Source organism: Delftia sp. UME58 (assembly GCF_014170385.1).
In the GTDB taxonomy this organism is placed as follows: domain Bacteria; phylum Pseudomonadota; class Gammaproteobacteria; order Burkholderiales; family Burkholderiaceae_C; genus Comamonas; species Comamonas acidovorans.
This window is the reverse complement of record NZ_LZZV01000052.1, coordinates 50611-75896: the sequence shown is the minus strand read 5'-3', so window position 1 is coordinate 75896 and position 25286 is coordinate 50611. Positions and strand designations below refer to the sequence as shown.

General features: G+C 66.3%; 28 protein-coding genes. 26 read left to right on the top strand and 2 right to left on the bottom strand.

The window, feature by feature from the left end:
- The first annotated feature begins 19 nt into the window (after positions 1 to 19).
- The 25 genes from A9976_RS13440 (at position 20) to hisA (ending at position 21769) form a co-directional block, all read left to right on the top strand.
- Complete coding sequence (locus A9976_RS13440) at positions 20 to 1399, top strand: PelD GGDEF domain-containing protein (RefSeq protein ID WP_183019418.1); 1380 nt, start codon at positions 20 to 22, stop codon at positions 1397 to 1399.
- On the top strand, positions 1392 to 2414 hold the full coding sequence (locus tag A9976_RS13435) for a hypothetical protein (RefSeq protein WP_183019417.1): 1023 nt from the start codon (positions 1392 to 1394) through the stop codon (positions 2412 to 2414). The genes A9976_RS13440 and A9976_RS13435 overlap by 8 nt, the downstream gene beginning before the upstream one ends.
- Entirely contained in the window at positions 2411 to 3967 is a 1557-nt protein-coding gene (gene pelF / locus A9976_RS13430) for a GT4 family glycosyltransferase PelF (protein WP_183019416.1), read from the top strand. The genes A9976_RS13435 and pelF overlap by 4 nt, the downstream gene beginning before the upstream one ends.
- Complete coding sequence (gene pelG / locus A9976_RS13425) at positions 3967 to 5340, top strand: exopolysaccharide Pel transporter PelG (RefSeq protein ID WP_183019415.1); 1374 nt, start codon at positions 3967 to 3969, stop codon at positions 5338 to 5340. The genes pelF and pelG overlap by 1 nt, the downstream gene beginning before the upstream one ends.
- A 208-nt stretch (positions 5341 to 5548) precedes the next feature.
- Positions 5549 to 6355 carry an amino acid ABC transporter substrate-binding protein gene (locus tag A9976_RS13420; RefSeq protein ID WP_183019414.1) on the top strand — a complete coding sequence of 269 codons (807 nt, stop codon included), beginning with the start codon at positions 5549 to 5551 and terminating at the stop codon, positions 6353 to 6355.
- A 131-nt stretch (positions 6356 to 6486) separates the two neighbouring features.
- The gene (locus A9976_RS13415) at positions 6487 to 7140 is read left to right on the top strand and encodes an amino acid ABC transporter permease (protein ID WP_012207336.1); all 654 of its coding nucleotides are present in this window, start codon (positions 6487 to 6489) and stop codon (positions 7138 to 7140) included.
- Entirely contained in the window at positions 7121 to 7909 is a 789-nt protein-coding gene (locus tag A9976_RS13410; RefSeq protein ID WP_269670913.1) for an amino acid ABC transporter ATP-binding protein, read from the top strand. Before A9976_RS13415 ends, A9976_RS13410 begins: the two co-directional genes overlap by 20 nt.
- A gap of 217 nt (positions 7910 to 8126) precedes the next feature.
- Positions 8127 to 8966: an ABC transporter ATP-binding protein gene (locus A9976_RS13405; RefSeq protein ID WP_183019413.1), complete on the top strand. Its 840-nt coding sequence runs from the start codon at positions 8127 to 8129 to the stop codon at positions 8964 to 8966.
- Positions 8963 to 9745 (top strand): lipid asymmetry maintenance ABC transporter permease subunit MlaE, encoded by a 783-nt coding sequence (gene mlaE / locus A9976_RS13400; RefSeq protein ID WP_183019412.1) that lies wholly within the window; start codon positions 8963 to 8965, stop codon positions 9743 to 9745. The genes A9976_RS13405 and mlaE overlap by 4 nt, the downstream gene beginning before the upstream one ends.
- Positions 9746 to 9789: 44 nt before the next feature.
- Positions 9790 to 10275, top strand: coding sequence for an outer membrane lipid asymmetry maintenance protein MlaD (gene mlaD / locus A9976_RS13395; RefSeq protein WP_183019411.1), 486 nt, complete (start codon positions 9790 to 9792; stop codon positions 10273 to 10275).
- Positions 10272 to 11075, top strand: a complete 804-nt coding sequence (locus A9976_RS13390) for a VacJ family lipoprotein (RefSeq protein WP_183019410.1) — start codon at positions 10272 to 10274, stop codon at positions 11073 to 11075. The genes mlaD and A9976_RS13390 overlap by 4 nt, the downstream gene beginning before the upstream one ends.
- Before the next feature lie 116 nt (positions 11076 to 11191).
- Positions 11192 to 11833, top strand: coding sequence for a phospholipid-binding protein MlaC (locus tag A9976_RS13385; RefSeq protein WP_065345575.1), 642 nt, complete (start codon positions 11192 to 11194; stop codon positions 11831 to 11833).
- A 21-nt stretch (positions 11834 to 11854) separates the two neighbouring features.
- On the top strand, positions 11855 to 12142 hold the full coding sequence (locus A9976_RS13380) for a lipid asymmetry maintenance protein MlaB (protein WP_183019409.1): 288 nt from the start codon (positions 11855 to 11857) through the stop codon (positions 12140 to 12142).
- Between the two features lie 76 nt (positions 12143 to 12218).
- A complete protein-coding gene (locus tag A9976_RS13375) occupies positions 12219 to 13148 on the top strand; it encodes an ABC transporter ATP-binding protein (protein WP_183019408.1) in 930 nt (309 codons plus the stop codon).
- Positions 13145 to 13900, top strand: coding sequence for an ABC transporter permease (locus A9976_RS13370; protein WP_012207327.1), 756 nt, complete (start codon positions 13145 to 13147; stop codon positions 13898 to 13900). The genes A9976_RS13375 and A9976_RS13370 overlap by 4 nt, the downstream gene beginning before the upstream one ends.
- A gap of 127 nt (positions 13901 to 14027) precedes the next feature.
- Complete coding sequence (locus A9976_RS13365) at positions 14028 to 14276, top strand: BolA family protein (protein WP_183019407.1); 249 nt, start codon at positions 14028 to 14030, stop codon at positions 14274 to 14276.
- 104 nt (positions 14277 to 14380) lie between these two features.
- Positions 14381 to 15649, top strand: coding sequence for a UDP-N-acetylglucosamine 1-carboxyvinyltransferase (gene murA, locus A9976_RS13360; protein WP_183019406.1), 1269 nt, complete (start codon positions 14381 to 14383; stop codon positions 15647 to 15649).
- The gene (gene hisG / locus A9976_RS13355; RefSeq protein ID WP_017405470.1) at positions 15646 to 16290 is read left to right on the top strand and encodes an ATP phosphoribosyltransferase; all 645 of its coding nucleotides are present in this window, start codon (positions 15646 to 15648) and stop codon (positions 16288 to 16290) included. Before murA ends, hisG begins: the two co-directional genes overlap by 4 nt.
- Positions 16291 to 16303: 13 nt before the next feature.
- Positions 16304 to 17620 carry a histidinol dehydrogenase gene (gene hisD / locus A9976_RS13350; protein ID WP_183019405.1) on the top strand — a complete coding sequence of 439 codons (1317 nt, stop codon included), beginning with the start codon at positions 16304 to 16306 and terminating at the stop codon, positions 17618 to 17620.
- A 134-nt stretch (positions 17621 to 17754) separates the two neighbouring features.
- Positions 17755 to 18003 (top strand): DUF6364 family protein, encoded by a 249-nt coding sequence (locus A9976_RS13345; protein WP_183019404.1) that lies wholly within the window; start codon positions 17755 to 17757, stop codon positions 18001 to 18003.
- The gene (locus A9976_RS13340; protein ID WP_047217097.1) at positions 18000 to 18437 is read left to right on the top strand and encodes a PIN domain-containing protein; all 438 of its coding nucleotides are present in this window, start codon (positions 18000 to 18002) and stop codon (positions 18435 to 18437) included. The genes A9976_RS13345 and A9976_RS13340 overlap by 4 nt, the downstream gene beginning before the upstream one ends.
- A 53-nt stretch (positions 18438 to 18490) precedes the next feature.
- A complete protein-coding gene (hisC, locus tag A9976_RS13335; RefSeq protein WP_183019403.1) occupies positions 18491 to 19615 on the top strand; it encodes a histidinol-phosphate transaminase in 1125 nt (374 codons plus the stop codon).
- Complete coding sequence (gene hisB, locus A9976_RS13330) at positions 19612 to 20217, top strand: imidazoleglycerol-phosphate dehydratase HisB (protein WP_183019402.1); 606 nt, start codon at positions 19612 to 19614, stop codon at positions 20215 to 20217. The genes hisC and hisB overlap by 4 nt, the downstream gene beginning before the upstream one ends.
- An 81-nt stretch (positions 20218 to 20298) precedes the next feature.
- Positions 20299 to 20967: an imidazole glycerol phosphate synthase subunit HisH gene (hisH, locus tag A9976_RS13325; protein ID WP_183019401.1), complete on the top strand. Its 669-nt coding sequence runs from the start codon at positions 20299 to 20301 to the stop codon at positions 20965 to 20967.
- Between the two features lie 61 nt (positions 20968 to 21028).
- A complete protein-coding gene (hisA, locus tag A9976_RS13320; protein WP_183019400.1) occupies positions 21029 to 21769 on the top strand; it encodes a 1-(5-phosphoribosyl)-5-[(5-phosphoribosylamino)methylideneamino]imidazole-4-carboxamide isomerase in 741 nt (246 codons plus the stop codon).
- A gap of 84 nt (positions 21770 to 21853) precedes the next feature.
- Here the strand turns inward: hisA and A9976_RS13315 are convergent, their stop codons facing one another.
- The gene (locus A9976_RS13315) at positions 21854 to 23035 is read right to left on the bottom strand and encodes a spherulation-specific family 4 protein (RefSeq protein WP_183019690.1); all 1182 of its coding nucleotides are present in this window, start codon (positions 23033 to 23035) and stop codon (positions 21854 to 21856) included.
- A gap of 84 nt (positions 23036 to 23119) precedes the next feature.
- Here A9976_RS13315 and A9976_RS13310 point away from each other — a divergent pair, with 84 nt between their 5' ends.
- On the top strand, positions 23120 to 24022 hold the full coding sequence (locus A9976_RS13310; protein ID WP_183019399.1) for a D-hexose-6-phosphate mutarotase: 903 nt from the start codon (positions 23120 to 23122) through the stop codon (positions 24020 to 24022).
- Between the two features lie 70 nt (positions 24023 to 24092).
- On the opposite strand, the gene A9976_RS13305 is transcribed toward A9976_RS13310, so the two are convergent.
- On the bottom strand, positions 24093 to 25244 hold the full coding sequence (locus A9976_RS13305) for a S1C family serine protease (RefSeq protein ID WP_183019398.1): 1152 nt from the start codon (positions 25242 to 25244) through the stop codon (positions 24093 to 24095).
- Between the last annotated feature and the right edge of the window lie 42 nt (positions 25245 to 25286).

The following is a 25286-nucleotide window of genomic DNA, read 5'->3' as shown; positions in this document are numbered from 1 at the left end:
CATCCAGGAACCACTCTTCATGCCAGACCAAGCCAGCACGCCCAAGGCGGCACCGCATTCCGCAGCACCGCGCCGCGCCGGCATTGCCGCGGAATTCAGAGGCTCGCCGCTGGGCCTGCTCGTGCAGACGAGCGCCAAGCCCTGGGTGGTGGTGGGCGAGACGCTGCTGCTGCCGGTGCTGGCCCTTTTGATCGGCATGTGGGCCAACCCGGGCAATCCCCTGTGGGTGGAGTCCGAGTTCCCCTGGGCCTGGCTGGCGCCCGTGGTGGTGGCCCTGCGCTACGGGCCGGTGGCCGGCCTGTCGGCGGCCGGCGTGCTGCTGCTGGCCTGGCTGGGCGTCAACCAGCGCGATCTGTCGCTGTTCCCGGAGCAGTACTTTCTGGGTGGCCTGATCCTGGTCATGGTCGTGGGCGAGATCTCCAGCCTCTGGCGCGCCCGCATACGCCGCGCCCGCACGGCGCAGAACTACATGGACCAGCGCACCGAGCAGCTGATCCGCCAGCATTACCTGCTGCGCCTGTCGCATGACCGGCTGGAGCAGGAGCTGATAGGCCGCCCCGTGTCCATGCGCGATGCCATCAACGTGCTCAGCGGCCTCAGCGGCACCGAGGGCGATGCGCAAAGCCTGCTCAACCTGCTGTCGCGCTTCAGCCAGATCAGCGTGGCCAGCCTGGTGCCCGTGCGCAATGGGGTGCTGGATCCCATGCCCATTGCCCGGCTGGGCGGCGAGCGGCCCATCCATGTCCACGATCCGCTGGTGCGCCAGGCGCTGGACAGCCATGTGCTGTGCCATGTCTCGCAAAGCATGGCCGAGGGCCAGCAGACGCAGTACGTCGTCGTGGCGCCCATGCTGGACCTGGAGGGCGAGATCTACGGCCTGCTGCTGGTCGAGGAAATGCCCTTCTTCGCACTGCAGGAGGAGGCGCTGCAGACCATCAACCTGCTGCTGGGCTACTACACGGACAGCGTGGCCGCCAACAGCCTGGCTGAGCCGCTGCTGCAGGCCTATCCCGATTGCCCGCCGCATTTCGCGTTCGAGCTGCAGCGCATGGAGCATGTCAACCGCAGCGCGCGCCTGAGCAGCGTGGTGGTGGCGCTGGAGCTGTCGCCCTCGGCTGTGCAGGCCCAGATGGCCCAGCAGATCATGCGACTGGAGCGCATGCTGGACCGCTCCTGGCTGCAGGAAAGCGATGGCCGGCAGCTGCTGGCCATCTTCATGCCGCTGGGCACCAATGCCACGGCCGAGGGCTATCTGAACCGCATCGAGGGCTGGCTGGCCCAGCGCGGCGTGGCCTCGCTGGCCGATGCGGGCATCTTCCCTCGCACCATCTTGCTGGACCGCTGCTCGGCCATCAGCGTGCTGGAGCGGCTGCATCAGATGGGGCAGGGCCATGCTTAACCTCAAGCTGGCACTGGGCGCGCTGGCCGCGGAAATCGCCTCCTGGAGCAGCCTGTGGCTGCTGCGCAGCCAGTCGGACGCGGCCCTGCTGGGCTATCTCACGGCCCACGGGCTGGCCAGCGGCCTGCTGGCGCTGTGCCTGACGCCGTTCCTGGCCACCTCGGCCAAGTCGGTGCGCCAGCGGCTGTCGCTGGTGGTGCTGATGGGGTTGTTTTCCTATGCCGTGCCGGTGGCCGGCATTCTGGGCGCCGTGGTCGCCACCATTGCGCTGCACACCCAGCGCGGCCCGCGTGGCGGCCCGCGCTTCCCGGTGATGCCGCTGCCCGATTTCGACCCGCACCAGCAGGCCGGCACCAGCCGCCGCCAGGCGGGCCTGCAGTCCTTCCTGGCCAATCCCAATGTGCCCGTGGCCTCGCGCATGCGGGCCATGGTGGCGCTGGGCAGCGTGCCGGGGCGCATTGCCTCGCCCATGCTGCGCACGGCGCTGGGCGATTCCAGCGAGGACCTGCGCCTGCTGGCCTACAGCATGCTGGACGCCAAGGAGCGTGAGATCAGCAAGACCATCCACCAGGAGCTGCAGCTGTTCGAGCAGGCCAGCCAGAGCGAGGGGACGCAGCCTCCTGGCCCGCGCGGCCTGCAGGCGGCGCGGGCGCTGACCGACCTGTACGCGGAGCTGGTCTACCAGGGCGTGGCGCAGGGCGATGTGCGCGATCACGCCATCAAGCAATCCCTGCACTATTGCGACCTGGTGCTCGCCCAGCGGCCCGACAACGCCTTGCTGCTGCTGCGCCGTGGCCGGCTGCTGCACATGCAGGGCAGGGGTCTGGAGTCGCTGGCCTGCTATGAGCGCTCGCTGGCGCTGGGCATGGAGCCGGCACGCGTCGTGCCCTACCAGGCCGAGCTGCTGTTCGATCGGCGCGAGTTCGCCAAGGCGCAGGCCCTGATGCGTTCGCTGGACATGGAGCATGCCCTGCCGCGCCTGAAGCCCAGCATCCGCTACTGGAGTGCCTCATGAGCCGTAAGAGCCAGTTCCCCACGGCGGCCAATGCGGACATCGCGCTGCTGCTGGAGGGCACTTTTCCCTATGTCAGCGGTGGTGTGTCCAGCTGGGTCAACCAGATCCTGCAGGCCTATCCCGGGCACCGCTTTGCCATCGTCTTCCTGGGCAGCCGGCGCGAGGACTATGGCGATTTCCGCTACGCGCTGCCGCCCAACGTGGTGCACTTCGAGCAGCACTACCTCTTTGACGCGCTGCACTCCAATATCCAGCCCGCCCCTTCGCGCGGCCATCCCGAAGCCCTGGCCAAGGCCCAGGAGTTTCTGGGCGCGCTGGAGGCGCATGACGGCAGCGCCGAAAGCCGCGCCAAGGTGCTGGCGGCCATGCGCTCCATTGCGCTGGAGCTGCAGCCCGGCGGCAGCCTGCCGCTGGAGGATTTCCTGCACAGCGAATTCGCCTGGGACCTGATCCGCGACAGCTACCGGCGCCATTGCACCGATCCATCCTTCGTGGACTTCTTCTGGACCGTGCGCATCATGCTGCAGCCGCTGTGGCTGATGGCGCGCATCGCCCACGGGCTGATCCCGGTGCGCGTGCTGCATACGGTCTCCACGGGCTACGCGGGCTTTCTGGGCGGACTGCTGCACCATGCGCGCGGCCTGCCGCTGGTGCTGTCCGAGCATGGCATCTACACGAAAGAGCGCCAGATCGACCTGCTGCAAAGCGCCTGGATCCGCGACAACCGCAACATCTTCCAGCGCGATCCCATGGAGGTGTCGTTCTTCCGGCAGATGTGGATACGGTTTTTCGACTGGATGGGGCGCTTTTGCTACGGCGCGGCCGACCCCATCATTGCGCTGTACGAGAACAACCGCCTGCGCCAGGTGGCCGATGGCGCGGCGGCCGAGCGCACGGTCAGCATCCCCAACGGCATCCGCATAGAACGCTTTGCGCCGCTGCGCATCCAGCGGCCCGCCGAGGTGCCGCCCGTACTGTGCCTGATCGGCCGCGTGGTGCCCATCAAGGACATCAAGACCTTCATCCGCGCCATGCGCCGCGTGGTCAACCGGATGCCCCGGGCCCAGGCCTGGGTGGCCGGCCCCACGGCCGAGGACCCGGCCTATGCCGAGGAATGCCAGAACCTCGTGGACAGCCTGGGCCTGCAGGCCCATGTGCGCTTTCTGGGCATGCAGAAGGTGGATGAATTGTTGCCCAAGGTGGGCGTGGTCGTGCTGTCGTCCATCAGCGAGGCGCTGCCCCTGGTGATCCTCGAAGCCCAGGCCGCAGGCGTGCCCGTGGTCAGCACCGACGTGGGCTCATGCCGACAGCTCATCGACGGGCTGGAGCCGGAAGACCAGGCCCTGGGCTCCTGCGGTCGCGTGGTCGGCATTGCCAACCCCGAGGCGCTGGCCGACGCCTGCCTGGAACTGCTGAGCTCGCCCGCGCAGTGGCAGGCCGCCAGCGCGGCCGGGATTGCGCGCGTGGAGCGCTACTACTCCGACCGGCTGCTGTTCGAGCGCTACAGGCAGGTCTATGACAGGGCGCTGCAACAGTCCGAGGAAAAACACTGATGGCCGGCATTGGATTCGAACTGCGCCACCTGCTGCGCAAGAACACGCTGACCAGCGTGCTCCAGGCCTACGCCTATGCGGGCGTCATCGGCTCGGGGCCCTGGGTGTTCTCCATCATCGGCATCCTGCTGGTGGGAGTGTTCAGTGTCAGCGTGGTGGCGCCGCCGCTGCTGGTCACGCAGTTCCAGACCTCGGTGACCTACCTGGTGGCCAGCAGCCTGATCCTGACCGGGGCGGCGCAACTGGCCTTCACGCGCTTTGTGTCGGACCAGCTGTTCCTCAAGAAGGACGAGAGCATCCTGCCCAACCTGCATGGCCTGCTGCTGGTGGTCGTGGCCACTGCCAGCGCGCTGGGCACGCTGGCGCTGTTCGTGGTGCTGCCGGGCCAGGGCCTGCTGTACCGCGTGCTGATGCTGGCCGGCTTCACGCTGATGTGCGTGGTCTGGGTCATGACCGTGCTGCTGTCGGGCCTCAAGCACTACCGGGCCATTGCCGGGCTGTTCGGCGCCACCTACCTGCTCATCGTGCTGCTGGCGCTGCCGCTGCGCTACTGGGGGCTGGAGGGGCTGCTGGCCAGCTTCGTGATCGGCCACGTGCTGCTGCTGGCCGGCATGTGGCTGATCGTGCTGCGCAGCTTTCCGCTGCAGCAGCGCTGGATCGCCTTCGACTTCACGCAGCGCTCGCTGATCTTTCCGGCGCTGATCGGCATCGGCGTGCTCTACAACCTGGGCATCTGGATCGACAAGTTCATGTTCTGGTACTACCCGCCGACCTCGCAGCAGATCATCGGCGGCCTCCGGGCCTCGCTGATCTACGACCTGCCGGTGTTCCTGTCGTACCTGTCCATCATTCCGGGCATGGCGGTCTTCCTGGTGCGCATCGAGACCGACTTCGTCGAGTACTACGACAAGTTCTTCGACGCCGTGCGCGGCGGCGGATCGCTGGAATACATCGAGTCCATGCGCAACGAGATGGTCTACGCCATCCAGGCGGGCCTGGGCGAGATCGCCAAGGTGCAGACGCTGGCCGTTCTCGTCACCCTCGTGGCCGGGCCGGCCATCCTGCAGTTGCTGGGCATCTCCCAGCTGTACCTGCCGCTGCTGCACGTGCAGGTGGTGGGTGCCGGCTTGCAGGTGGGTGTGATGGCCGTGCTCAACGTGTTCTTCTACCTGGACGAGCGGCGCATCGTGTTCATGCTCTGCCTGCTGCTGGTGGTGCTCAACATTGCCTTCACGGGCATCTCGCTGGCGCTGGGTGCCGCGTTCTATGGCTACGGCTTTTGCCTGGCCATGCTGGTGACCCTGTGCGTGGGGCTGTACCTGCTCTCGCGCGAGCTCAACCGGCTCGAATACAAGACCTTCATGCTGCAGTGACCGGCTGGCATCTGTCGCCGTTTGCCGATTTGCACGGTCTTGATCCAGCGTGTTGGCGGGGGGAGCCGGTCTGCGCGACAATACGGGATTCGGCGCCGGCACCCAACCGAGACAAAGGTTCCGCCAAGGAACCATTCATTACAACGATTGCGCACCTTGCGTGCAGTGGCCGCCGCCTTTCGCTTTTTCCACTCCAAAGCTTTAAGCCATGAAAAAACGCACCCTCTTGGCCATGGTGGCCCTGTCTGCACTGCTGGCAGCCTGCGGCAAGAACGAGTCCGCATCGACCGCCGCCGCGCCGGTTGCCGCCCCCGTGCCGGCAGCCATGACCAAGTTGGTGATCGGCCTGGACGACAACTTTCCGCCCATGGGCTTTCGTGACGACAAGAACGAGATCGTCGGCTTCGACATCGACATGGCGCGTGAAGCCGCCAAGCGCATGAACGTGGAAGTGGACTTCAAGCCCATCGACTGGAGCGCCAAGGAGGCCGAGCTGGTCGGCAAGCGCGTCGATGCGCTGTGGAACGGCCTGACCATCACCGAAGAGCGCAAGAAGAACATCGCCTTCACCGCGCCCTACATGGAGAACCACCAGATCATCATCGTGCGCGCCAACTCCGACATCAAGGACAAGGCGGGCCTGGCCGGCAAGGTCGTGGGTGCGCAGGATGGCAGCTCGGCCGTGGACGCCATCAAGAAGGACGCCGCCGTGGCCGCGAGCTTCAAGGACCTGAAGACCTTCGGCGACAACATCACCGCGCTGATGGACCTGTCGGCCGGCCGCCTGGATGCCGTCGTGGTCGACGAGGTCGTGGGCCGTTTCCACGTGGCCAAGAAGTCCGGCGAGTACCTGGTGCTCGAAGACAACTTCGGCACCGAGGACTACGGCGTGGGCCTGCGCAAGGAAGACACCGAAGTTCTGGGCAAGCTCGAAGCCGCGCTGGCCGAGATGAAGAAGGACGGCAAGGCCGCCGAAATCGCCTCCAAGTGGTTCGGCAAGGACATCATCAAGTAAATCCGGCACGCCATGCGACCGGCAAGGCCAGCCTGGCATTGCCGGTCTTTTGCGTTCTGGGACGCACGCGCCCGTGGCTGCCCGGATCCTGCCGATGCCGGCGGGGCCGCGCACCGCACTGAGGCCATTCGATGGAATATGTAATCTCGCTCATGGGGCCGCTGTCCGCCGGCGCCCTGGTCACCCTCAAGCTCTTCGTCATCACCCTGGCGCTGTCCATTCCCCTGGGACTGTCGCTGGCGCTGATGCGCATCTCCCGCTTTCCCGCCCTGAGCCGGCTGGTCGGCGGCTACATCTGGCTGATGCGCGGCACGCCGCTGATGCTGCAGATGCTGTTCATCTACTTCGCGCTGCCCTTCGTACCCGTGATCGGCGTGCGCCTGCCCGATTTCCCCGCCGCCGTCGTCGCCTTCGCGCTGAACTACGCCGCCTACTTCGCCGAAATCTTCCGCGCGGGCATCCAGTCCGTGGACCGCGGCCAGTACGAGGGTGCCAAGGTGCTGGGCATGAGCTACGGCCAGACCATGCGCCGCATCATCCTGCCGCAGATGTGGGCGCGCATCATCCCGCCCGTGAGCAACGAGACCATCACCCTGGTCAAGGACACCTCGCTCATCTACGTGCTGGCCCTGAACGACCTGCTGCGCGCCGCGCGCGGCATCGTGCAGCGCGACTTCACCATCACGCCCTTCGTGGTGGCCGCAGGCTTCTATCTGGTCATGACGCTGGTGCTGACCTGGATCTTCCAATACCTAGAAAAACGCCATGCCAAATACGACGCGTGATAACGCGCCCGAGACCATGATCTCGGCGCAGAACATCTGCAAGGGCTTTGGCGGTGTGCCGGTGCTGCGCGGCGTTTCGCTGGAGCTGGCGCGCGGCGAGGTGGTGGCCGTCATCGGCCCCTCGGGATCGGGCAAGAGCACGTTTCTGCGCTGCCTCAACCACCTGGAAACCATTGACAGCGGCCGTGTCGCCGTCGAGGGCGAGGTGCTGGTGGACAGCGGCGCCGACGGCAAGGCGCACTACGTGCCCGAGGCGCAGATCCGCCAGATCGGCCGCAAGATGGGCATGGTGTTCCAGTCCTTCAACCTGTTCCCGCACCTCACGGTGCTGGAGAACATCATCGAGGCGCCGATCGTCGTCAAGGGCCTCAAGCGCGAGCAGATCGTGCCCAAGGCCGAGGCGCTGCTGCACAAGGTGGGTCTGCTGGAAAAGCGCGATGCCTATCCCAACCGCCTGTCGGGCGGGCAAAAGCAGCGCGTGGCCATCGCCCGGGCTCTGGCCATGGAGCCCGATATCCTGCTGTTCGACGAGCCCACCTCCGCGCTGGACCCGGAGCTGACCGGCGAAGTGCTGCGCACCATGCGCGAGCTGGCCCAGGAGCACATGACCATGCTGGTCGTGACCCACGAGATGGGCTTTGCCCGCGAAGTGGCCAATCGCGTGATCTTCATGGACAAGGGCGAGATCGTCGAGCAAGGCCCGGCGGAAGCGTTCTTTGCAGCGCCGCAGCACGCCCGGACCCAGGCATTTCTGCATAACATGTTGTAAAAAAACATCTATCCAGTCCGGATTTTCCCCAGGTCCAGAGAGCGTGCGACGCTTGTGCAGCAAGCGAAGCATGCTCTTTTTTTTATGGCATTTCTTGCCATGACTTTTTGAGAAACATACACGGATGTATGTTTATCTCGGACGGGATGAGCAGGCTGCGGCGCCTGTCTGCACAATAGCGGGCTTGCCTGCGAACATTTATCGACCGCATCACAGCATGATCCCAACTGCCTCTTTCGTGGAGCTGCGCAACGTCACCTTCGGCTATGGCGAGCGCGTGATCCTGCGCGACCTGTCGCTGCAGGTGCCGCGCGGCAAGGTCACGGCCCTGATGGGGGCATCGGGCGGAGGCAAGACCACGGTGCTGCGCCTGATCGGCGGCCAGCAGCATGCCCAGCAGGGGCAGGTGCTGTTCGATGGCAAGGACGTCACCACCATGGACGCAGCAGGCCTGTACGCCGCGCGCCGGCGCATGGGCATGCTGTTCCAGTTCGGTGCGCTGTTCACCGACATGAGCGTGTTCGACAACGTGGCCTTCCCGCTGCGCGAACACACCGATCTTCCTGACGAACTGGTCCGCGACATCGTGCTCATGAAGCTGCATGCCGTGGGCCTGCGCGGCGCGCGCGATCTCATGCCCAGCGAGATCTCGGGCGGCATGGCGCGCCGCGTGGCGCTGGCGCGGGCCATTGCGCTGGACCCGGAACTGATCATGTACGACGAGCCCTTCGCCGGGCTGGACCCCATCTCCCTGGGCACGGCCGCCCAGCTGATCCGCGAGCTCAACGATGCCATGGGGCTGACCTCCATCCTGGTGTCCCATGACGTGGAGGAGACCTTCCACGTGGCCGACCATGTGGTCATCCTGGGCAACGGCGGCGTCGCCGCCCAGGGCTCGCCTGACGAGGTGCGGGCCAATCCCGACCCGCTGGTGCAGCAGTTCATCCACGCACGGGCCACCGGCCCCGTGCCTTTCCACTACCCCGGCGTGAGCGCCGAGGAAGATTTCGGCAACCCCGCAAGCTCCGGCAAGGCCGACGGCAGGAGGCGCGCATGAACCGGCTGCATCCTGCACGCATTGGCGCGGCGGTACGCCAACAGCTGACGCAGCTGGGCATGGGCACGCGCCTGTTCGGCCGCCTGCTTGCCCTCATGGGGCCTGCGCTGGGCCGCCCGCGGCTGATCGGCGATCAGGTCCATTTCCTGGGCAACTATTCGCTGGCCATCATTGGCGTGTCCGGCCTGTTCGTCGGTTTCGTGCTGGGCCTGCAGGGCTACTACACGCTGCAGCGCTATGGCTCGGCCGAGGCGCTGGGCCTGCTGGTGGCGCTGTCGCTGGTGCGCGAGCTCGGCCCCGTCGTCACGGCGCTGCTGTTTGCCGGCCGTGCCGGCACGGCGCTGACGGCCGAGATCGGCCTGATGAAGGCCGGCGAGCAGTTGTCGGCCATGGAGATGATGGCCGTGGACCCGGTGCGCCGCATCCTGGCGCCGCGCTTCGTGGCGGGCCTTATCGCCATGCCGCTGCTGGCGGCCGTTTTCAGCGCCGTCGGCGTGATCGGCGGCTGGCTGGTGGGCGTGGTCATGATCGGCGTCGATGGCGGCGCCTTCTGGGGCCAGATGCAAAACGGCGTGGACTGGTGGTATGACCTGGGCAACGGCGTTCTCAAGAGCCTGGTGTTCGGCGTGGCGGTGACCTTCATCGCGCTGCTGCAGGGCTATGCAGCCAAGCCCACGCCCGAAGGCGTGTCCCGCGCGACCACGCGCACGGTGGTGATGGCCTCGCTGGCCGTGCTGGGGCTGGACTTCCTGCTCACGGCCACGATGTTCAGCCTTTGACCCGGCACCGGTGCCACCTCTCGCAAATCAAGGAAAAACAAACCATGCAGCAATCCAAGAGTGATGTCTGGGTCGGACTGTTCGTGCTGATCGGCGCCGCGGCGCTGGTGTTCCTGGCGCTGCAGTCGGCCAACCTGCTGAGCCTGAACTTCCAGAAGACCTATACGCTGACCGCGCGCTTCGACAACATCGGCGGACTCAAGCCCAAGGCAGCCGTGCGCAGTGCGGGCGTCGTCGTCGGCCGCGTGGAATCCATCACGTTCGACGATCAGGTCTTTCAGGCCAGCGTGACCATGGCCCTGGAAAACCGCTACGCCTTTCCCAAGGACAGCTCCCTGAAGATTCTGACCAGCGGCCTGCTCGGCGACCAGTACATCGGCATCGAAGCCGGTGCAGATGACCACAATCTCAAGGATGGCGACCGCGTCGTCGCGACCCAGTCGGCCGTTGTGCTGGAAAATCTGATCGGACAGTTCCTCTACGGCAAGGCCGAGCAGGGTGGCAGCTCCGGTGCAGGAGGCAAAGAATGACTACCAACCACCATGAACAGGCGACTGCGGGTCGCCCTGCAGCCCAGGCAGCCTCCTGGCAGCGCGCAGCCATGTTCGGCACGCTGGCCGCCGCTTCGCTGCTCGCCGGCTGTGCCACCGCTCCGGGCGAGGCACGCAACCCGCAGGATCCGTTCGAGCCGTTCAACCGCAGCATGTACTCGTTCAATGACGGGCTGGACCGCGCCGTCCTGAAGCCGGTGGCCACGGCCTACCGCGATGTCACGCCGCGCCTGGCGCGCGATGGGGTGAGCAACTTCTTCTCCAACCTGAGCGATGCCTGGTCGTTCGTGAACAACGCGCTGCAGGGCCAGGCCGAGGGAGCCTACAACTCCATGGTGCGCTTTTCGGTGAACACGGTCTTCGGTCTGGGCGGGCTGCTCGACATCGCCAGCGAAGCAGGCATCGAACGTCACAAGCAGGACTTCGGCCAGACGCTGGGCCGCTGGGGCGTACCCACGGGTCCGTACCTGGTGCTGCCGCTGCTCGGCCCGTCCACGGTGCGTGACACGGCGGCGCTGCCTGTGGATGCCTGGGGCAACCCCCTGACGGCGATCAACGACATCCCGGTGCGCAACAGCCTGTATGTGCTGCGACTGGTGGATACGCGTGCGCGCCTGCTCAATGCCTCGGACACGCTGGACTCCGTCGCCCTCGACCGCTACAGCCTGACGCGTGACGTCTACCTGAACCTGCGGCGTGGCAAGTCCGGCGATGACGGCCGCATCGAGGACTACGACGACGATGCCGGCAAACTGCCGCCCGAAGACGGCGCAAAGTAGGCAGTTCGTAACATCCCGAGATGAAAAACGGTCCGCGCCTGACACGGCGCGGCCGGAAAAATGTGCAATATCAACCCGGTCCGGGGCATCGAGGCCCTGCTGGGAAAGGAAGAGTGATGATCAATCGACGTGCCTGGAGCGCTGCCGCGGCAGCCGTGCTGGCCATGGGAACCTGGGGCGCTGCGCTGCCCGTCCACGCGGCCGACGAAACCCCTGATGCGCTGATCAAGCGTGTCTCCACCGACGTGCTGGAAACCATCAAGAAGGACCCCTCGCTGCGCGAGGGCGATGTCTCCAAGGTCAATGCGCTGGTCAATGACAAGGTCATGCCCTATGTGAATTTCCGCCGCATGACCTCGGCTTCGGTGGGCCCGGCCTGGCGCCAGGCCACGCCTGCACAGCGCGAGAAGCTGGAGACCGAGTTCAAGGCCCTGCTGATCCGCACCTACTCGGGCGCGCTGACCCAGGTCAGCAACCAGACCATCAATGTCAAGCCGGTGCGCGCTGCGCCCGGCGACATCGATGTACTGGTGCGCACCGAGGTGCTGGGCCGCGGCGAGCCCGTGCAGCTGGACTACCGTCTTGAAAAGTCCGGCGACGGCTGGAAGATCTACAACCTGAACGTGCTGGGCGTGTGGCTGGTGGAAACCTACCGCAACCAGTTCAGCCAGGAAATCAATGCCCGTGGCATCGACGGCCTGATCGAGACCCTTGCCACGCGAAGCAAGATGCCTGCCACGCCGCCCTCCAAGGGCTGATGGCCCATTGACGCACACGCCATGCTGCAGCTCCCCCGTGAACTGACCTACCGCCAGGCGCGCAGCTGCCTTGTGCAGCTGCAGCCCCAGGTGCAGGCCTTCGATGGCGCCCAGGTGCGCGTCGATGCCAGCGGTGTCGAGGTCTTCGACTCGGCTGCCCTGGCCGTGCTGCTGGCCTGCCGCCGCACCGCGAAGGCGGCCGACAAGCAATTGGTGGTCGTGGGCCTGCCGCAGGGCCTGCAGTCCATGGCGGCGCTGTACGGCGTCGACGGGCTGCTCAGCGACACTGCCGCATCCTCCCCCTCCTGAGCAGCCTGCGCAGCGCGCCGCTGCAAAGAGCCCTGCAAGGCAGGTTTGGCTGCAAGGGCCTAGAATCGCGCCTCGCATGTCTGCCGTCTCATTCCAATCCATCTCAAAGACCTACCAGACCCCCAAGGGGGCCTTCCAGGCGCTCAACCACGTGAGTCTGGACATCGAGGAGGGCGAGTTCTTCGGCCTGCTCGGTCCCAATGGCGCTGGCAAGACCACGATGATCAGCATCCTGGCCGGCCTGTCGCGCGCCACCAGCGGCCGCGTGCTGGTCCAGGGCAGCGACGTGCATGCCGACTATTCGGCCGCCCGGCGCAAGCTGGGCATCGTGCCCCAGGAGCTGGTCTTCGATCCCTTCTTCAACGTGCGCGAGGCGCTGCGCTTTCAGTCCGGCTATTTCGGTGTCAGGAACAATGACGACTGGATCGACGAGCTGCTGCACAGCCTGGGGCTGACCGACAAGGCCAACTCCAACATGCGCCAGCTGTCCGGCGGCATGAAGCGCCGCGTGCTGGTGGCCCAGGCCCTGGTGCACAAGCCGCCCATCATCGTGCTGGACGAGCCCACGGCCGGCGTGGACGTGGAGCTGCGCCAGACGCTGTGGCATTTCATCGCGCGCCTGAACCGCGAAGGCCATACCGTGCTGCTCACCACCCATTACCTGGAAGAGGCCGAGGCGCTGTGCAGCCGCGTGGCCATGCTCAAGCAGGGCAACATCGTCAAGCTCTCGACCATGTCGGAGTTGCTCCGTTCTGCCTCGTCCAATGTGCTGCAGTTCAAGACCGATGCCGCCTTGCCGCCGGCCCTGGCCGCGCGGGCACGGGTGACCGGCCGCATCGTGCAGATACCCGCCAACGACGCCAGCGATGTGGAACGCCTGCTCGCCGCACTGCGCGAGGGCTCCGTCGTCCCCGAGGACGTGGAAATCCGCCGTGCCGATCTGGAGGATGTCTTCATCCACGTGATGAACGAGCAGGGCCAGACTTCGCAGGGAGCTTCGGCATGAACGGCTGGCAGACCCTGCTCAAGAAGGAAGTGCTGCGTTTCTGGAAGGTCAGCTTCCAGACCGTGGCCGCACCCGTGCTTACGGCCGTGCTCTATCTGCTGATCTTCGGCCATGTGCTCGAAGGCCGGGTGCTGGTCTACGACCGCATCAGCTACACCGCCTTCCTGATCCCGGGCCTGGTGATGATGAGCGTGCTGCAGAACGCCTTTGCCAACAGCTCCTCCAGCCTGGTGCAGAGCAAGATCATGGGCTCCATGGTCTTCGTGCTGCTCACGCCGCTGTCGCACTGGGCGTGGTTCGGCGCCTACGTGGGAGCGTCGGTGCTGCGCGGGCTGCTGGTGGGCGTGGGCGTGTTCATCGTCACGCTGTACTTCGCCATTCCCGAATTCACGGCACCGCTGTGGATTCTGGTCTTCGGCCTGCTGGGTGCTGCGCTGCTGGGCACGCTGGGCGTGATCGCCGGCCTGTGGGCGGACAAGTTCGACCAGATGGCGGCCTTCCAGAACTTCCTGATCATGCCCATGACCTTCCTGTCGGGCGTGTTCTATTCCATCCAGTCGCTGCCGCCTTTTTGGCAAAAAGTCAGCCATCTGAACCCGTTTTTCTACATGATTGATGGCTTCCGCTACGGCTTCTTCGGCCAGAGCGACGTGTCGCCCTGGGTCAGCCTGGCCATCGTCGGCTCGGCCTGGCTGGCGGTGAGCGCCCTGGCCGTGCACCTGCTGCGCATCGGCTACAAGATCCGCGGCTGAGGTTTTTCCACAGGCTGCGGCGGGCGTTGTGCCCGCATTGTTGAATCCACCCATGAACAGGCGGCCGGCGCCCGGCGCCGCCGCCAACCAAGGCCATGCCACGATGCATGGCAGGAAAGCTTCCCCCATGACTGCAGACCAACTCAAGGAACTGATCGCCACCGGCCTGCCTTGCGAACACATTGCGCTGGAAGGCGACGGACGGCACTGGTTTGCCACCATCGTCTCGGCACAGTTCGAAGGCCAGCGCCTGCTGCAGCGCCAGCGACTGGTCTACGCCACGCTGGGCCAGCGCATGCATACCGACGAGGTCCATGCCCTGTCCATGAAGACCTATACGCCCGCCGAGTGGGCTGTCCAGGCCGGCCAGGCCTGAGTGCACAGCCCGGTCACGACGCTTCAGACTTTCTGCTGCAACTGGTCGATACGGCCCGTGCGGCATCTCCTTTTTCCCGATTTCCAGATTCAAGTCTGTCAGCCATGGACAAACTCCTGATTCGCGGTGGCCGAGCGCTGCATGGCGAGGTGACGGTCTCCGGCGCCAAGAATGCCGCCTTGCCCGAGCTGTGCGCCGCGCTGCTGTCATCCGAGCCCGTCACCCTGCGCAACGTGCCGCGCCTGCAGGACGTGGCCACCATGCTCAAGCTCATCCGCAACATGGGCGTCGGCGCCGAGCACGATGACAGCGGCACCGTGCGCATCAACGCCGGCTCTTTGTCCAACCCCGAGGCACCCTACGAACTGGTCAAGACCATGCGCGCCTCGGTCCTGGCCCTGGGTCCGCTGCTGGCGCGATTCGGCCAGGCCCGCGTATCGCTGCCCGGCGGCTGCGCCATCGGCTCGCGCCCCGTGGACCAGCACATCAAGGGCCTGCAGGCCATGGGCGCCGAGATCGTTGTCGAGAACGGCTACATGAACGCGCGCCTGCCCGGGAGCCTCAAGCGCCTGCAGGGTGCCCGCATCACCACCGACATGGTGACCGTCACGGGCACCGAGAACTTCCTGATGGCCGCCGTGCTGGCCGAAGGCGAGACCCTGCTGGAAAACGCCGCCATGGAGCCCGAGATCGGCGACCTGGCCGAAATGCTCATCAAGATGGGCGCAAGAATCGAAGGCCATGGCACCGGGCGCATCGTCATCCAGGGCGTGGAACGCCTGAGCGGCTGCGAGCACCAGGTGGTGGCCGACCGCATCGAGGCCGGCACCTTTCTGTGCGCCGTGGCCGCCACGGGCGGCAATGCGCTGCTGCGCAATGGCCGCGCCGACCATCTGGGCGCCGTCATCGACAAGCTCAAGGATGCGGGCGCCGAGGTGTCCGCCGAGGACGGCGGCATCCGCGTGCGCGCGGCCGGCAAGCTCAAGGCCCAGAGTTTCCGCACCACCGAATACCCGGGCTTTCCCACCGACATGCAGGCGCAGTTCATGGCGCTGAACCTGGTGGCCGAAGGCTGCAGCATGGTCACCGAGACCATCTTCGAGAATCGCTTCATGCACGTGGACGAAATGCTGCGCCTGGGCGCGCAGATCACCACCGACGGGCGCGTTGCCACCATCACCGGCAGCCAGTCGCTGTCGGGCGCGGCCGTCATGGCCACCGACCTGCGCGCCTCGGCCAGCCTGGTCATCGCCGGCCTCGTGGCCAAGGGCGAGACCCTGGTCGATCGCATCTATCATCTGGACCGCGGCTACGATCGCATGGAAGACAAGCTGCGCGGCCTGGGTGCCGACATCGAAAGAGTTTCCCAATGACCATCACGATTGCCCTGTCCAAGGGCCGCATCTACGACGAAACCGTGCCGCTGCTGGCCGCTGCCGGCATCTCGGTCACCGAAGACATTGAAAAGTCGCGCAAGCTGATCTTCGAGACCAACCAGAGCCACGTGCGCGTGGTGCTGGTGCGCGCCTCCGACGTTCCGGTCTACGTGCAGTACGGCGGTGCCGATCTCGGCGTGGCCGGCCTGGACTCGCTGATCGAGCATGGCGCCCAGGGCCTGTACCAGCCCCTGGACCTGAAGATCGCGCGCTGCCGCGTCAGCGTGGCCGTGCGCAACGGCTTCGACTATGCGCTGGCCGTCAAGCAGGGCGCCCGCCTGCGCATCGCCACCAAGTACCCCGAGATCGCGCGCAACTTCTTCGCCACCAAGGGCGTGCACGTGGACATGGTCAAGCTCTACGGCTCCATGGAGCTGGCCCCGCTGACCGGCATGGCCGACGCCATCGTCGACCTGGTGTCCACCGGCAACACGCTCAGGGCCAATGACCTGGTCGAGGTCGAGCCCATCATGGAGATCAGCTCGCGCCTGGTGGTCAACCAGGCCTCGCTCAAGCTCAAGCAGGCCCCTCTGCGCAAGATCATCGATGCCTTCGCATCGGCCATTCCCCAAGACTGAAGTCCTCTCCACCATGGAATACCAAGCCGCTCCCGCCCGCCTGTCCACGCTTGACGCCAACTTCGAACACGATTTTGCGCAGCGCCTGCATTGGTCGGCAGACACGGACGCGGCCATCGAGCAGCGCGTGGCCGACATCCTGGCCGATGTGCAAAAGCGCGGCGATGCGGCCGTGCTGGAGTACACGGCGCGCTTCGACGGATTGCAGGTGGACGGCATGACAGCGCTGGAGCTGACGCAGGCCGAGCTCAAGGCCGCCTTCGACAGCCTGGGCGACGAGCAGCGCGATGCGCTGACGGCCGCCGCCCAGCGCGTGCGCACCTACCACGAGGCACAAAAGCGCGCCAGCGGCGAGAGCTGGAGCTACCGCGACGCCGATGGCACCCTGCTGGGCCAGAAGGTCACGCCGCTGGACCGCGTTGGCATCTATGTGCCCGGCGGCAAGGCGGCCTATCCGTCCAGCGTGCTGATGAATGCCATTCCCGCCCACGTGGCTGGCGTGCAGGAAATCATCATGGTCGTGCCCACGCCGCGCGGCGAGAAGAACGCCCTGGTGCTGGCCGCCGCCTATGTGGCCGGCGTCACGCGCGGTTTCACCATCGGCGGCGCCCAGGCCGTGGCGGCCCTGGCCTACGGCACGGCAACCATCCCCAAGGTGGACAAGATCACCGGCCCCGGCAATGCCTATGTGGCCAGCGCCAAGAAGCGGGTGTTCGGCACCGTGGGCATCGACATGATTGCCGGCCCCAGCGAAATCCTGGTGCTGGCCGACGGCAGCACGCCGCCCGACTGGGTGGCCATGGACCTGTTCAGCCAGGCCGAGCATGACGAGCTGGCGCAAAGCATCCTGCTGTGCCCCGATGCCGACTACATCGCCGCCGTCCAGCGCGAGATCGACCGCCTGCTGCCCGAGATGCCGCGGCGCGCCATCATCGCCAAGAGCCTGAGCGACCGGGGTGCCCTCATCCTCACGCGCGACATGCAGGAGGCCTGCGCCATCAGCAACCGCATCGCGCCCGAGCACCTGGAAGTCTCCAGCAGCAACCCCCACCAGTGGGAGCCGCTGCTGCGCCATGCAGGCGCCATCTTCCTGGGGGCCTACACCAGCGAAAGCCTGGGCGACTACTGCGCCGGCCCCAACCACGTGCTGCCCACCAGCGGCACGGCGCGCTTTTCCTCGCCGCTGGGGGTCTATGACTTCCAGAAGCGATCCAGCCTCATCGAGGTCAGCGAGCAGGGCGCGCAGAGCCTGGGCCGCATCGCCTCGGTGCTGGCGCATGGCGAAGGCCTGCAAGGCCATGCGCGCGCTGCCGAAATGCGTCTGAAGTAGACGCTCGCTTCCTGTGGGATGAAGGCGCCGTCACCGAAAGGGGCGGCGCTTTTTGCTGCCTGAACGCTAGAGCAAGCGCGTCAAGAATTGACACGAAATCAGTGGGACACGAATTTCGTGTAGACTTGCATCCTGTGAAGAACCTCACCATCACCGTTGAAGACAGCGTGCTTGAATGGGCCCGCATCGAGGCTGCCAGGCGCGGCACCAGCGTCTCGCGCATGGTGGGCGACTTCATGGCCGAGATGCAGCGCCGCGAGGACGCCTACGAGCGCGCCTACCTGGCCTGGCGCACCGACGAGCGCGGCTGGGACGGCGGCCAGCCGTCATCCGAGCAGCCCGCCCAGCGCAGTGCCGCACTGCGTCGCGAGGGCCAGGCATGAACACCGTCTTCGTCGATACCTCCGTGCTGGTTGCTGCCGAAGACACGGGGCAGGGCGCCTTGCATGCAGCCGTGCTGCAGTGGCTGGACCTGCTGTGGCGCACGCGCAGCGGGCGCACCGGCAGCCAGTCTCTGTGCGAGTTCTATGAACAGGTCACCACGGCCGCCCAGCCTCTGCCGCAGGGCGATGCGCGCGCCGCCATCCGCCGCTACCAGACCTGGACGCCCTGGAAGACCGATGCCGCCACGCTGGAGACCGCCTGGGCCGTGCAGTCCCGCCACCAGCTGGCCTTTGGCGACTGCCTGGCCGTGGCCTGCGCCCAGCACAGCGGCTGCGAGCAGATGCTGACCCTGCACCTGCCGCACGGCGCCCAGTTTGGCGGCGTCGCCATGGTGCATCCGCTGCACCAGGCGCCGCTGCAGCAGCAGGCCTGAGCGGCTTCGCTGATGGATTTCCTCCCCCACCGACTCGTGAAAGTGTGCATGCCATGACAGCTTCCATTCCGCAGGTTCAGGCCCTGGCCCTGGAGCGCATCCGCGCCGATGTCCGCTCCATGCATGCCTACCATGTGCAGCCCTCGCAAGGCCTGCTCAAGATGGACACGATGGAGAACCCCTTCCGCCTGCCCCCTGAATTGCAGGCTGCGCTGGGCGAGCGCCTGGGCCGGCTGGAGATCAACCGCTACCCTGGCGAGCGCCAGGAAGTGCTCAAGGACATGCTGGCCCGCTACGCGCAGGCGCCGGCCGGCAGTGCCGTGCTGCTGGGCAATGGCTCGGACGAGATCATCACGCTGCTGGCCCTGGCGTGTGCCCAGCCCCATGCCGAGGGGCGTGCCACCATGCTGGCGCCCATGCCGGGCTTCGTCATGTACCCCATGAGCGCCAGGCTGCAGGGCCTGGACTTTGTGGGGGTCGAGCTGACGGCCGACTTCGAGCTGGACGTGCCCGCCATGCGCGCCGCCATTGCCGAGCACCGCCCCGCCATCACCTATATCGCCTATCCCAACAATCCCACGGCCACGCTCTGGGCCGAGGCCGATGTGCAGGCCGTGATCGACGCGGTCGGCGCCATCGGCGGCCTGGTCGTCATGGACGAGGCCTACCAGCCCTTCGCCCGCCGCAGCTGGGCAGAGAACATGCGCGCCGACCCGGCCCGCAACGCCCACGTGCTGCTGATGCGCACGCTCAGCAAGTTCGGCCTGGCCGGTGCGCGCCTGGGCTATCTGATCGGCCCGGCCGCCATCGTCGGCGAGATCGACAAGGTGCGCCCGCCCTACAACATCAGCGTGCTCAACTGCGAGACGGCCATCTTCGCGCTGGAGCACGAGGCACTGTATGCGCAGCAGGCCGTGGCCATCCGCGCCGAGCGCCAGCCGCTGATCGATGCCCTTGCCGCGTTGCCGGGCGTGGAAAAGATCTGGCCGTCCGAGGCCAACATGGTCTTGCTGCGCGTGCGCGATGCCGCGCGCGCCCAGGCCGAGATGAAGGCCAGGGGCGTGCTGGTGAAGAATGTCTCTGCCATGCACCCGCTGCTGGCCAACTGCCTGCGACTGACCGTGGGCACCCACGAAGAAAACGCCCAGATGCTGGCGGCCCTGAAGGAATCCCTATGAGCAATGCAGCTCCCGCACGCACCGCCGAGGTGCAGCGCAATACCGCCGAGACCCGGATCAAGGTCGCCATCAACCTGGACGGCACGGGCAAGGCCAGCCTGCGCTCGGGCATCGGTTTTCTGGACCACATGCTCGACCAGATCGCGCGCCATGGCCTGATCGACCTCGATATCGACTGCGAGGGCGACCTGCACATCGACGGCCACCACACGGTGGAGGACATCGGCATCACCCTGGGCCAGGCCTTTGCCAAGGCCGTGGGCGACAAGAAGGGCATCCGCCGCTACGGCCATGCCTATGTGCCGCTGGACGAGGCCCTGAGCCGCGTGGTCATCGATTTCTCGGGCCGCCCGGGCCTGCACATGGACGTGAAATTCACGGCCGGCAGCATCGGCCAGCTCGACACCCAGCTGGTCTACGAATTCTTCCAGGGCTTCGTCAACCATGCGGGCGTGACCCTGCACATCGACAATCTCAAGGGCTTCAACGCCCACCACCAGTGCGAGACCATCTTCAAGGCCTTCGCACGCGCCCTGCGCTTTGCGCTGGAGCATGACGAGCGCATGGCCGGCGTCATTCCCTCGACCAAGGGCGCTCTGTAAAGAGAATCGATTGACTCCGGCCAGAGCTTGATCTGACCGGGCAATCCAGCCGAAAATCCGACCGAACACGCGCCACACGCTATGAGTTTGACTGACAACACCGTCGCCGTCGTCGATTACGGCATGGGCAATCTGCGCTCGGTTTCCCAGGCCGTGCGCACGGCCGCCGCCGACTCCGGCTGGCAGGTCGTGGTCACCGCAGATCCCGAGGTGGTCCTGGCCGCCAACCGGGTCGTGCTGCCGGGCCAGGGCGCCATGCCCGACTGCATGCGCGAGCTGCGCGAATCCGGCCTGCAGGACGCCGTGCTGCACGCCGCTGCCAACAAGCCCCTGTTCGGCGTCTGCGTGGGCATGCAGATGCTGCTGGACCACAGCGACGAGGGCGATGTGCCTGGCCTGGGCCTGATCCCCGGCAATGTACGCAAGTTCGATCTGGCGGGCCGCGTCCAGGCCGACGGCAGCCGCTTCAAGGTGCCGCAAATGGGCTGGAACCGCGTGCACCAGACGCACAATGCCGGGCAGCCCCACCCGCTGTGGCGTGGAATTCCCGAAGACAGCTTCTACTACTTCGTGCACAGTTTCTACGCCGTGGTGCAGCAGCCCCAGCATTGCGCTGCTCAGGCCGACTACGGCGGGCGCTTTGCCTGCGCCATCGCACGCGATAATATTTTCGCCACCCAGTTTCACCCCGAAAAGAGCGCAGACCAGGGCCTGGCCCTGTTCCGCAACTTTCTGGGCTGGAAGCCCTGAACCCTCTTTCCCTCCCCGCACCGGCCGCTGCATCCCAGGCCTTCATTGCTCGCAAACCATCATGCTGCTCATTCCTGCCATCGACCTCAAGGACGGCCACTGCGTACGCCTCATCCAGGGTGATATGGACCAGTCGACCACGTTCGGCGAAGACCCGGCCATCATCGCCCGCCGCTGGCTCGACGCCGGCGCACGCCGCCTGCACCTGGTGGACCTCAATGGCGCGTTTGCGGGCCAGCCCAAGAACCTGGCGGCCATCAAGGCCATCCTCAAAGAGGTGAATGGCAGGATTCCGGTGCAGCTCGGCGGCGGCATCCGTGACCTGGACACCATCGAGAAATACATAGACGCCGGCATCAGCTACGTGATCATCGGCACCGCCGCCGTGAAGAACCCGGGCTTTCTGCAGGACGCCTGCAGCGCCTTCGGCGGCCATGTGATCGTCGGCCTGGACGCCAAGGACGGCAAGGTGGCCATCGACGGCTGGAGCAAGCTCACGGGCCAGGATGTGCACTCGGTGGCCAAGCGCTTCGAGGACTGGGGCGTGGAGTCCATCATCTACACCGACATCGGCCGCGACGGCATGCTCACGGGCATCAACATCGACGCCACCGTCAATCTCGCGCAATCGCTGAAGATTCCCGTCATCGCCTCGGGCGGCCTGGCGGGCATGGCCGACATCGAGGCGCTGTGCAAGGTCGAGGACGAAGGCATCGAAGGCGTGATCTGTGGCCGCGCCATCTACTCGGGCGACCTCGACTTCGCCGCTGCGCAGGCCCGCGCCGACGAACTCAGGGCCTGATCGGCTTTTGCTGCTGCCCTGTTCGCGGGCGCCTGTCCTGACAGGCGCCCGCGCTGCATTCGGCGCCGAAGGTGCCTGCGGTCTTTACGAGCAGGCAGGCATGGCCTGCCCGGCATTGGTGGCGCGCACGGTCTGCACAAAGGCATCCCAGTAGTTCGGCAGCCCGGCCCAGGGGTTGCCCACGCCGGTGCTGGGCTCGAACTCCAGCTGCGTCACATAGATCCATCCCGCCTGGTAGCGTGCCGAGGCGGCCGACTGCACGGCCGTCTGCATGGCCGCGCAGCCCGACACGTTGTGCACCAGCGAGGCCTGGTGGCTGTTGGGCAGCCCGTACAGCCAGTCAAAACTCGTCGTGCGCGGATCGTAGGTGGCATAGGTGGAGCCCTTGCCCTCGAACGTGGTCAGCACATCGGCCACATCGGCATAACCGGCCACGGGCACGAGGCCTGGATTGCCGATCACGATCAGGTTGGGATTCTTGGCCTTGATGTACTGATAGATGGTGCGGTAGAAGTCCAGCCGGTTGGTGGTGGCGGCCATCTCGTCAATGAAGAAGCCCTTGACCAGGCCTGCGCCGTAGTGGGTGAAATAGTTGTCGATATTGGCCTGGATGCTGGCCAGCGATCGCGTGCCCGTGCCATAGCTGGAGCTCACATAGCCCACCAACTGCCCGCCGGCGTTGGCAAAAGCGGTGGCGGCGCGCGTGATGTTCGCGTCCGGGCCACTGAAAATGCCGTTGGCCGGATTCAGGATGGCCGTCATCTGCACGGTCGGATTCGCCTGTGCGCTGGCCGTCAGCGCATTCCAGGCCGTGGCTCCCGTGCCGGTGGGATAGAAATACGTGGGTACCAGCACCCGCAGCGGCGCTGGTGCCGGGCGCAGATAGAAGGTCTGGGAAGCGCTGCCCGTGCGGCCTGCCACGGTGGCGCTGGCCTGCACCTGCTGGCGGCCCGGCGTGGCACCGGTCAGAGAGGCGGTTGCCACGCCGGAACTGGTCAAAGCCGAGGTGCTGACGCCTGTGGCTGCGCTGAAGCTCACCACGGTTCCATCGGCGGCATTCACGCCATCGGCCAGAACACTTGCACGCAGGGCCAGTGCCGAGCCTGCAGTCACCACATCCCTGGCGGCAGGGGCCGTCCATTGCACGGTGACCGTCGTCACTCCAGGCTGGCCGGTGCCGCCGTCACCGCCAGTGCCACCGCCAGCGTTGCTGTCACCACCGCCGCCTCCACCACAGGAGGCCAAAGAGGCGGCCAGGGCAAGCATGCCGAGTCGCAGGACAAGAGGAGAGGGGGCGGGGGAGCGTTGCATGACAGAGGAGGGCTGAGCAGGGAAGGGCTATATTCAAGCATGAAAGTTACATCTTCCTTTCCCGCGGTAACAGCTTTACCTTCGGACGCACAAGCTCCCGGTGCCTGCGCTGATGCATGGCAGGGCCTTCCTGCCATCCGCCTGCGCCTGGCCTGCGGCGATACCGCCCTGGTGGCCTTGCAAGGGGCGCAGCTGCTGTCCTGGCAGGCAGGTGGCGATGAGCAACTGTTCCTGAGCCCTCATGCCGCCCATGACGGCCACACACCCATACGCGGCGGCATTCCGGTCTGCTTTCCCCAATTCAACCAACGCGGCCCGCTGGTCAAACACGGCTTTGCGCGCACCCTGCCATGGCAGGCCGAGGCCGCGCAGGCACAGACGCTGGCGGGCGATGGCCTGTTCCTGCGCCTGCGCCTTGCCGACACGCCGCAGACACGCGCCGTCTGGCCGCATTCCTTCGAGACCTGGCTGGAAGTGACGCTGTTGCCCGGCCGGCTTGACGTGGAACTGGTGGTGCACAACCGGGGCGACACGCCTTTGGCCTTCACTGCCGCCTTGCACAGCTACCTGCGCGTGGCGGACGTGGAGCAATGCCGGCTGCAAGGCCTCGATGGCCTGCCTTACTGGGACGCCGTGGCTGACACCCACCCCATGCAGCAAGGCGAGGTGCGCTTTGGCGCAGAGCTCGATCGCGTCTACCCCCGCCCCGGGAAGACCATGGAACTGGCCGCGCCTGCCGGCGGCTTGCGCATCTCGCAGGATGCCGCCTGGAGCGAGACCGTGGTCTGGAACCCCGGCCCCTCGCTGTGTGCCCGCCTGGCCGACATGCCGCCACAAGGGTGGCGGCAGATGCTGTGCGTGGAGGCCGCCGCCATCGATGCGCCCGTGCATGTGGCGCCCGGCGCGCACTGGCGCGCGGCGCAGCGTTTGCACAAGCGGTAGTCCGGCACCCGCTCTTGAACGAAAAAGGCGCCTGTGAACCGGCGCCTTTTCCATGGGCTCGAAAGCCGGGTCAGCGGCGCTGCATGCGTTGTGCCGACTGCGCAGGACGCAGGCCCGGGGTGATCTGCAGCTCCACGGGGCCTTCGCCCCGGCGCACATCGAATTTCGCGGCCTCGCCGGGCTTGAGCGCGGCCACGGCGGTCAGCAGCTCGGACACGTTTCGGATGGGCTTTTCGCCCACCTGCACGATCACATCGCCCGGGCGCATGCCGGCCTGGGCCGCAGGGCCTGCCTGCAGCACGCCGGTGATGATCACACCGGAGTCGGCCTTCACGCCAAAGGTCTCGGCCAGCTCCGGCGACAGTTCATTGGGCTCCACGCCGATCCAGCCGCGCACCACGCGGCCATCCTTGACGATGCCGTCCAGCACCAGCTTGGCCGTGGACACGGGAATCGCAAAGCCAATGCCCATGCTGCCACCGGAGCGTGAATAGATGGCGGTATTGATGCCCAGCAGATTGCCGCTGGCATCCACCAGTGCGCCGCCCGAATTGCCGGGATTGATGGCCGCGTCGGTCTGGATGAAGTTCTCGAAGGTATTGATGCCCAGCTGACTGCGGCCCAGGGCGCTGACGATGCCGCTGGTCACCGTCTGGCCCACACCGAAGGGGTTGCCGATGGCCAGCACGCGGTCGCCCACGTCGATCTGGTCGGAATTGCCCAGAACGATGACGGGCAGCTTGTCCAGGGCGATCTTGAGCACGGCCAGGTCGGTTTCGGGATCGGTGCCGATCACCTGGGCCTTGGCCTGGCGGCTGTCGGTCAGCGTGACCTCGATGTCGTCCGCGCCCTCGACCACGTGGTTGTTGGTCAGGATGTAGCCGTCGGTGCTGATGATCACGCCGCTGCCCAGGCCTGCCTGCTCCTGCGTGCCCTGGTCGCCGAAGAAGAACTGGAACCACGGATCGTTGCTGCGCGGATGGCGCACCGCCTTGCTCGTGTTGATGCTCACCACGGCCGGCGCAGCCTTCTTGGCGGCAGGCGCAAAGCTGCCGGGGCTGACTTCCCCGACCGGCGTGGCCGGCGCTTCCAGCAAGGCAATGCCGGCGTTGCTGCGCACGGCTCCACGGCGCAGCCAGTCCGGCTGCAGCGTGGCGACGACGAAATAGGCAGCCACCAGGATGGTGACCGCCTGCGAAAACAGCAGCCAGGTGCGTTTCATGAAGTGTGGTGTTCTGTGCGGGAGTACAAGGCCTCATTGTGA